General features: G+C 55.2%; 6 protein-coding genes and 2 pseudogenes. 4 read left to right on the forward strand and 4 right to left on the reverse strand.

What is annotated here, in order from left to right; genetic code table 11:
- A pseudogene (locus GT007_RS21850) lies at positions 1-637 on the forward strand (IS5 family transposase); the annotation flags it as partial.
- A gap of 126 nt (positions 638-763) precedes the next feature.
- A pseudogene (locus tag GT007_RS22685) lies at positions 764-975 on the forward strand (integrase core domain-containing protein); the annotation flags it as partial.
- A gap of 74 nt (positions 976-1049) precedes the next feature.
- Here the strand turns inward: GT007_RS22685 and GT007_RS21860 are convergent.
- Positions 1050-1868 (reverse strand): ABC transporter permease, encoded by an 819-nt coding sequence (locus GT007_RS21860; RefSeq protein ID WP_268894566.1) that lies wholly within the window; start codon positions 1866-1868, stop codon positions 1050-1052.
- Positions 1865-6058: a methyltransferase domain-containing protein gene (locus GT007_RS21865; RefSeq protein ID WP_160123792.1), complete on the reverse strand. Its 4194-nt coding sequence runs from the start codon at positions 6056-6058 to the stop codon at positions 1865-1867. Before GT007_RS21865 ends, GT007_RS21860 begins: the two co-directional genes overlap by 4 nt.
- 207 nt (positions 6059-6265) lie before the next feature.
- Between GT007_RS21865 and GT007_RS21870 the strand changes: the two genes are divergently transcribed.
- Positions 6266-7591: an ABC transporter ATP-binding protein gene (locus GT007_RS21870; RefSeq protein WP_160123793.1), complete on the forward strand. Its 1326-nt coding sequence runs from the start codon at positions 6266-6268 to the stop codon at positions 7589-7591.
- Positions 7592-7657: 66 nt separating this feature from the next.
- Here the strand turns inward: GT007_RS21870 and GT007_RS21875 are convergent, their stop codons facing one another.
- Both GT007_RS21875 and GT007_RS21880 read right to left on the reverse strand, forming a co-directional pair.
- A complete protein-coding gene (locus GT007_RS21875) occupies positions 7658-8029 on the reverse strand; it encodes a hypothetical protein (RefSeq protein WP_160123794.1) in 372 nt (123 codons plus the stop codon).
- Positions 8029-8295 (reverse strand): hypothetical protein, encoded by a 267-nt coding sequence (locus GT007_RS21880; RefSeq protein ID WP_160123795.1) that lies wholly within the window; start codon positions 8293-8295, stop codon positions 8029-8031. Before GT007_RS21880 ends, GT007_RS21875 begins: the two co-directional genes overlap by 1 nt.
- A gap of 9 nt (positions 8296-8304) precedes the next feature.
- Between GT007_RS21880 and GT007_RS22690 the strand changes: the two genes are divergently transcribed.
- The coding region (locus GT007_RS22690; RefSeq protein WP_236571804.1) for a hypothetical protein at positions 8305-8545 on the forward strand (241 nt) is incomplete at its 3' end.

The following is an 8545-nucleotide window of genomic DNA, read 5'->3' on the forward strand; positions in this document are numbered from 1 at the left end:
ACGGGCTGCGCTGGCGCGATGCGCCGGCGGCCTACGGCCCGCACAAGACCATCTACAACCGCTTCATCCGCTGGAGCCGGCTTGGCGTGTTCAACCGCATCTTTGCAGGCCTCGCGGCCGAGGGCGGCAAGCCCGATCAGTTGATGATCGATGCCACCCACCTGAAGGCCCATCGCACAGCAGCAAGCCTGCTTAAAAAGAGGCTGTTCCCCGACGTATTGGCAGAACCAAGGGCGGCCTGAACTCCAAGCTGCACGCCATCTGCGATGACCGTGGCCGGCCTTGTGTGATGCTGCTCACCGAAGGCCAGGTAAGCGACTACATGGGCGCTGCCCTGATGTTCGATACTATGCCACCAGCCCCGGCGCTGCTCGGCGACCGCGGCTATGACGCCGATTGGTTCCGCCGGCCGCTGGCCGCACGCGGCACCATCGCCTGCATGCCCTCACGCAAGAACCGCAAGGTGGCGATCGCGCACGACGCTGCACTCTACAGGCGCCGACACAAGATCGAAAACATGTGCGGACGCATCAAGGACTGGCGGCGCATCCACATACGCTATGACCGATGCGCGCACACTTTCATGTCCGCCATCGCAATCGCCGCCAGCGTCCTGTTCTGGATCAATGAGTCCTGAGCCTAAGCAAACGCCCGTCCACCCGCAGGCCCTTTGGGTAGAGTAGCCCGTGGTCCAGCCTGGAAGGCGGGCGCGTTGTTCGCCCAGCCCGAACAGTCGCTTGGGGCACGCGCAGGCGTGACCCCGCATGGCCTGACCAAGCACTACCACCCGTGGACCAACGGCCAAGTCGAAAGAATGAACAGAACGCTGAAAGAGGCGACCGTCCAGCACTATCACTACGGCAGCCCTGACGAACTCCGCGGACACCTCGCCTTCTTCCGGGACGCCCACAACTAAGTACGGCGCATCAGGATCCTGAAGGGCTCACTCCTTACGAATTCATCTGCCGATCATGAGCCGCAGAGCCGTATAGGTTCACAACAAATCCACACCACCAAACACAATACCGAGATTAAACATCCAGAGCCCATCAAATAACATCAGAAAATCCAATTCGCAATCTCTGAAATACCCAACAAGAAAAACTAAAGCAAATAATAGAAATAAAATAATAGATAGATAATCCGAAAAAATCAGGCAACTCTCCAAAAATAACAACAAATCTTGTCTGCTCCACAATAAAAGTTAATGGGTTGAGGATGACCAACAAACGCCAACTCTCCGGCACTGACTGAAGAGGATAAAACACAGGAGAAAGAAACATAAATAACATAACCACAGGTGGCACCAACATCGCCATATCACGAATATACACTCCAAGGGCGGCCAATACGGACACAACCGCACTAATCAACATCAAATAGGGAAGAATAATTAAAGGGAAAAATATTATTGTCCAATGGAGACTTTCATTGATAATTATATTTCCAAGCACAACTATCATCAATACAAAAAATAAATTAACTAAAGTGGGCGCCACACTTATAACTGGCAACAATTCAATAGGGAAAATAACTTTTTTTACGTAACTCATATTACTGATTATTAAACTTGGCGCCCGGCTCATTGCATCTGCAAACACGCTGTGGATGGCCAGTCCCACAAGCAACAACAGCGCAAAATCGCCAGAGCCTCCGGACCGTCCTGGCCAGCGCGTAGGAAATACACCAGTGAAGATCAGCGTGAATACAGCTGCCGTCAGCAGCGGTGTAAGAATCGCCCAAAAAACACCAAGAATGCTGCCTCGAAATCGTTGCGTCACTTCCCTCACTATAAGTCTGCGACACAGCTCGCGATGAACAATCAACGAGCGGAAGAATCCAATAAGACCAGAAGAAGGATATTTCATTGATCTTCGCCAATACCGGAGACACTCAAGGCTGGCTTAACAGGCTTCATTGCCTCGAACACACGTATAGTCTGGCCGCCCGGCATGCCAGATACAACTCCCTCATGTTCAATGAGCACCAAGCCAACTCGATCTAGCATTGCTGCTAGATCATTCCCAAAATCTGTGAAGACCAATGCCCCTTCTGAGCGAACTGGATCTCCGTGATATACGGGCTCCAAAATGTGCTCTATTACCCCGTCATGCAGCCACGCTCGCTGGATGCTACGCTCCATTTCGGGCTCCTGTGGGATAGTAAAGAAATGAGAGCCGCCGGGCTTTAAGACGCGCGCAGTCTCAGCGAAAGCGCGTAGCGGGTCTGGGACATGTTCCATCACATCCTGGCTCAAAACTATATCGAAGCTCGCATCAGCAAATGTCAAACAGGTCAAGTCTTCGCATCTAATACCGCCTGGACCAACCTCACCGGGAGGCACGTTAGGAAAGAATTCTGATTCTGAATAGTTCTGCAAACCCCGCAACGTCCGAGCAATGCCGCCAACAAAGCCAAACTCATGAACTCGGATATCATGTCGACGCCGAAAAAGCTCTGCAAGCGTGGCCTCTCCTTGTCGGGCCATGCGTCGCACGATAACATCTGCAAGCACCTCGGCCCGACCAAGCGCGAAACAATCGAGGCAAGCAAAACCTTCACGCTGGCCAAAAGTCGGCTCCGAGACACCGAGCCTGACTGAGCCGCAGACTCTGCAGCGTGGGACATAGAATACTCGTTCCACGGCCTCCCTGGCAGCGGCGCAAGAAAATCTCGCCATCACTACCGCCGTTCCTGCCTTTGAGAGCTTCTCGCAATAGTCTGCGTCGCGCAGCAGTTCGATCACTGCCGCTGCCAAATCTAGAGCGCTTTCAGCAATAATTGCGTCTTTACCAGCGCACAAACCAATACCCTCTGCCCCGACAGCAGTCGTCACCACCGGCAGACCAACCCGCAAGGCCTCAACAACCTTACCTTTCACGCCCGCCCCGTAACGCAACGCGGCCAGCATGACACGCCCGCGATCGAGGTAAGGGAGGATGTCTGGAACTTGGCCGGTGACAATCACTCGGGAGCCAGCAAGATCAAGCACCTCTTGGGGAGGGGCATATCCTACAAGGATGAGCCTAGCATCCGGCTCTTCCCGCCACACGAGTGGCATGACCTCTCGCGCAATGAATAGGGCGGCGTCAACATTCGGAAGGTGAGGAAACCCCCCCACAAAGACAACATCACGTTGACCGACGAATGATGCCGCATCACGCTTGCGGATTGCGGACTCCTCATAGCCATACGGCGGCAGGACGGTTACTGGCTTACCTGGCACAAGCCTCCGGATTACATCGCCCTCTTCTCTACTGGGCGTCATGATATGATCGGCCGACCGTAAAACCGCTATCTCCCGCTCGAACATTCGCTCTGCCTTCTCGGCCAGAGCAGGATCACCTACTATTTCCGCTTCTCGACGGAGACGCAGATGGTGCAGATCGTGAGTATAGTACGCTATCATAGCTTTCGTATAAGTGCGGATCGGTTTGATCAGCGTCTCAGCGATCTCAGGCCTGCTAAGCCAGACCCGCATCACATGCCTTCCGTGCCGTGCAAGCCAACCGTCAATTGTTTGAGGCGCTCGTATAAGCTCAATGCCGATGCTCTCTAACGCCTCAGCATGCGGGCCTTCAGCTTGCGCATTGTGAGGAGCAAAAACCACTCGCCACCCAGCATCCACCAAAACAGATAGATAGAAAAAAATAGTAACATCCCCAGCATGCCGATCCGGTTGCGGAATGCCGTAATCCGCAACTAGAATCACCGGGCGCTCTGGGCGCAGGCTGCGCAGCACGAACTCGTCAGAAATATCGGTAGGCTGCAATCTGAGCTCTTCGGCGAAGCGCTTGGCAAAGGTGCCCTGATTGATTGAAGACAACCGATCGCGACGTTCCGGCCCGTATGAATTGCTGCCCAGATGGACAACACGACTGCGAGGTTCATAGACCACATCAAGCCCCTTTGATCGTGCACGGAAGGCTAGATCAAACTCCTCATAGAAGGCAGGGGCATAGACTTGGTCGAATCCCTCCAAATCACGCCAAACCTCACTACGGATAACAAAACAGGCCCCCGTTACACAATCAACACTGCGCCGATAGGTGTACCTACCGTCCTGTAAATCCGCACCCCGTCCCAATGAGTGCCCCCAACCATTCCAAAGAATACGCCACCCGGCATCTTGTATTGTCCCATCTCGGTTAAGAAGCATTCCACCAACAAGACCAACGCGCGGCGAAGAATCTAATACCTCGACAAGATTCCGAAGCCAGCCTGGCTGAACGATGGTATCACTGTTGAGAAAACACATTACCCGACCACGGGCATAGGTGGCAGCGCGATTACAGCTTCTAAGAAAGCCAAGATTCTCATCGTTGACGAGCTTAATTAAGCCACCACTATTCGGCAACGCCCAATGAATAGAATCATCCGGGCAATCATCTATTACAATAACCTCAAAAGAAGGCTCAGTAAGTCGGCAGACCGAAAGAGAGCGAAGGCAATTTAATACATCTTCTAAACCACGGTACAACGGCAGGATTATCGATACTTCTGGCTCGCTAACCGGCGGAAAAAATATTGCAGATCGGCCATGCATCACCTGGAACGCTACCAACATGTCAGAGCCCACCGAAGGGAAGGCGCCTCCCTGCTGCCCCGACTCAGCTACACCAGGACTTTCTGAAGGAGACAACTCAACGGGCTGCTCCGACAAAACAACGCTTTGCGCACGACCTTCAAATGACGCGCTTTCTTTACTATTAATTGATAAATTCATTCTGTGCCGCCGCCAAAGCCGGTATCTTTGACGAAGTTGTAGCGTTAACGTCCACCACACAACCTGCATAAGCCGGCGGACATTACGGGACAAACGAGGTACGCGCGCACCCAGCACCCGGGCCGGACGGGTTAACCGCCACATTGCGCTGGCCTCAATCTGTTCGCGGGCAGCATCGGCCTCCGCGGCACAGCGAAAGGACGCAGAAGCGGCCGCCTCGGCCAAGCCGCACGCATCACTAACCGCACGAAGTTGCAGCCCAAGCACCTCATTCTGCCGTTCAGCAGCGCACCTCGCCTCCTCTGCCTCTCGAAGGCTTTGCTGAAGCATGCCGTTCTCGTGCTCTGCCTCTCGAAGGCTTTGCTGGAGCATGCAGTTCTCGCGCAGCTGTGCATCTAGGTCACCCCGCACCACATCGCTCAGCCTCCGCTCTTCGGCGAGCAGCCGATCACGACACTCACCCTCGGCAACAAGCATGCTCCTACCACGCTGTCGCTCACCTTCGATTTCAGCACGCAAGGATGCCAACTCAACATTTGCAACAGACAATCCCAATGCGTCCGCAACAATATTATGTACGCGACGCCAGTCAAAATACATAGATGAACAAACATTAGGGAGCTCTCGATCACTGGCGATCGCCACTAAATAATCGGCACGCGCGATGCCATTACTAGCCTCTATCCAGCCTGGATCACGCCGATCATAGCTGCGCCACCCCGCCTTAGTTGACGAGGCAATAACCGACCCCAAAACTGGGCGCTGCCGCAGAAATTCGAACTGAGAGAAATATCGACCGAGCAGATCTTCCAGCTCTTCAGCCGTCAGTTCGTGCACATGATATGGATTCGGCTCACGGAAAGGGGATGAGTACACAAGACGATCTGGAGTGCTGAGTACAAAGAGCCCCCCAGGGCGGAGCACACGACGCACCTCCGATAGAAAAGAATCATGATCCGCCACATGCTCAAGCGTTTCGAAAGAGACGACCACATCCGCCGACTCATCTTGAAGCGGAAGAGCAAGAGCATCTCCTACCAAGAAGCGGAGATTGGAGGCCGCGTAGTTGGCTTTTGCGTGCTCTACCGCATTAGGATCGATCTCCACCCCCACGACACTGCGCGCCACCCGCGCAAGGATCGCGGATCCGTAACCCTCCCCGGAAGCGACATCCACAACATCAAGCTTGCCACATAAGTCACGCGCCATGCAGTACCGATGGAGATGCTCATATTCAATCTGCCCCTGCATCTCTGTCGTCATTCGCTCCCCCGTGAATGGCAAGGCCATCTTCACCGAAGGGAAAGGGAACTGACCGTCGATAGGGGGCATAGCTGACTGGTTCCAATGAGAAACGAATAATGGAGCGTAAACTTAATTTTACATTTGCGTCAAGAATTCCCATCTCCTCCCCCCCAACACGCGCAAGACTTGACACAGCAGCACCCGCATGGCCAAGAGGACACAAGGCGCTGCCGCCAGCGAGTCAGCAATACGCCGTGGCCTGCAACCGTTGCTTGCCCGGCCCGAAGGATGTGCATGGCAACCGAAATCGCTATTGAGGTCAACGGACTATCTAAGTCGTACTTAATGTACGCCGAGCCCCGAGACAGGCTATTGCAGGCAGTCATACCGCGGCTTCGGCGCATCGGGTTACCAATTGGAGCCAAAACTTACTACAATGAGCACTGGGCACTTCGCGAATTGTCATTTCAGGTTGCTCGCGGAGAGTCGGTCGCAGTAGTTGGTCGAAATGGCTCAGGAAAATCAACTTTACTGCAGCTCATCTGCGGCACACTTAACCCAACATCCGGAAGTGTTGTCGTACGCGGCCGGGTTGCAGCGCTTCTTGAACTCGGATCTGGATTTAACCCCGAATATACGGGACGTGAAAACATTATTCTTAACGCTAGCGTTCTAGGCCTGACTCACGATGAAACACTATCTCGAATGGAGCAGATACTAGAATTTGCCGACATCGGTGAATTCGTAGATCAACCAGTGAAGACTTATAGTTCCGGTATGGCCATGCGTCTTGCATTTGCCGTTATCGCTCATGTAGATGCCGATGTACTAATAATTGATGAGGCGCTTGCAGTTGGCGATGCGATGTTTCAACAAAAATGCTTTCGCTGGCTCCGTAATTTTCAATCCCGAGGCACTGTACTGTTTTGCGGCCACGACATCGGCGCGGTGCTCAATCTCTGCCAGCGCGCCATTTGGCTTGATCGTGGACATCTACGCATGCTCGGTAGCGCCAGGGAAGTGGCCGAAGCCTACACCGCCTACGTGTCTCAAGAGAGCACGGAAGCCTCTTCGGCCAATGCTCAACCGACTGCCCCGACCATCGTTGAGGTGGCTAGCTCAGTAGCCCAAGACGCGCCTCTGCTGCCAGTTTCTAATCGAGATAGCTTTGGTTCACGCATAGCACAGATCACACATATCCGCCTTACACTTGAAGGCGGTTCTGCTCCTGCCTGGCTTGAGGGAGGGGAGGCGATAGTGCTAACTTTCCGAATCGAGACACAGCAAACCTTAGAGAATGCGATCGTGGGAGTTATGCTAAAGGACCGTCTCGGCCAACTTCTGGTTGGCACTAATAGCTTAGATTACAATTATGAATCACCCCTAACGCTACCTTTAGGTGTAAGTTTAACCCATTTTCATTTCACCTTGCCCGTCCTGGCACCAGGAGAGTATGCTTTCGCCTGTGCGATCGCTACTGGGACCCAGGAGAGTCACATTATGCACCATTGGCTACATGAAGCCCTCGTGATCAGCGTGCGACGTACTCGCTGGAACGGCTCCTTAGTCGCGGCCCCCCTAAAGGCGTTCGAAATTGAGCCCGAATCCCCGCCGAATTAGTTACTCTCCTCCCCTTTGTAAGCACAGAAGAATTCAGACCACTTCACCGTTGCATGGCAAGCGCACTTAGGTTTCGATTTCGGCGTCGTAAATTCGCATCATGTCGCCGTCCGGCGTCTCCACCCAATCCTGGTGGCGGGCCAGCCGGGCGGCATATTGGTAGTGCGCTAGGCCCTCGGCCAGCATCTGGCCCGGATTCAGCGGGCGGGGCAGCGTCGCCACCGCCTCCGGGTCCATGTAGTGCCGCAGCATCGGGAGGATCGGGCCATAGCCCGCCCCCAGCAGCAGCACCTTGATGGGCCACCACCACACCCCGAACCACCGGTAGCGCATCACCTGGCCCTGCAGGTCGCGGGCGATGTTCGCCAGCACTTGCGGCACGCCCTCGGGCGCGATCGGTGCCACGGTGTCCGAATCATTGGTCAGCGCGTCCAGCATCAGGCGGCCTTTCGGGGATCGTCCAGCAGGCTGCCGGCGATACGGGTGGTTTCGGGGTGGCCCGCATGAGCGGTGCGCAGCGTGTCCTTCAGCGTCTTGCCGACTGTCCCGCTGTAATAGCCGCCCGCGCCGCTCAACACCCGGCGCATGGCGCGCAGCGTGCTGTCGTCATCGCGGGCAGGCGGAAGCGAGGTATCCATGCGGCTGTCCAGGACGCCATGCTTCTCCGCAGCGTCATGCAGGGCGGCCAGGGTGTGGGGCTGCATGCCGCCAATGTGCGTGCCCTGTTCAAAGCCGTGGAGGCCGCCGGCCGCGCTGCGCACGGCGTCGCGCCAGCTCGGCGCGGCGCGAACCGCGTCTGCTCATTATCCCCGCGGCTGGTGACTGTGCCGTCCTTCTTCGTCACCAGCGTCTCGCCGACGGTCAGGATCCGGGCGTCCAGGAACATGGCCTGCTGGGCCTTCACCCAATTGGCCAGCAGGCTCTTCGGCACAACGATGGCGGGCTTCTTCGCCC

Source organism: Rhodovarius lipocyclicus, assembly GCF_009900765.1.
GTDB lineage: Bacteria > Pseudomonadota > Alphaproteobacteria > Acetobacterales > Acetobacteraceae > Rhodovarius > Rhodovarius lipocyclicus.

Excerpts from the sequence above, each read along its gene's own strand:
- GT007_RS21860 (WP_268894566.1), bottom strand. The coding sequence starts at position 1,868 with ATGAAATATCCTTCTTCTGGTCTTATTGGATTCTTCCGCTCGTTGATT.
- GT007_RS21865 (WP_160123792.1), bottom strand. The coding sequence starts at position 6,058 with ATGCCCCCTATCGACGGTCAGTTCCCTTTCCCTTCGGTGAAGATGGCC.
- GT007_RS21870 (WP_160123793.1), top strand. The coding sequence starts at position 6,266 with ATGGCAACCGAAATCGCTATTGAGGTCAACGGACTATCTAAGTCGTAC.
- GT007_RS21875 (WP_160123794.1), bottom strand. The coding sequence starts at position 8,029 with ATGCTGGACGCGCTGACCAATGATTCGGACACCGTGGCACCGATCGCG.
- GT007_RS21880 (WP_160123795.1), bottom strand. The coding sequence starts at position 8,295 with ATGCAGCCCCACACCCTGGCCGCCCTGCATGACGCTGCGGAGAAGCAT.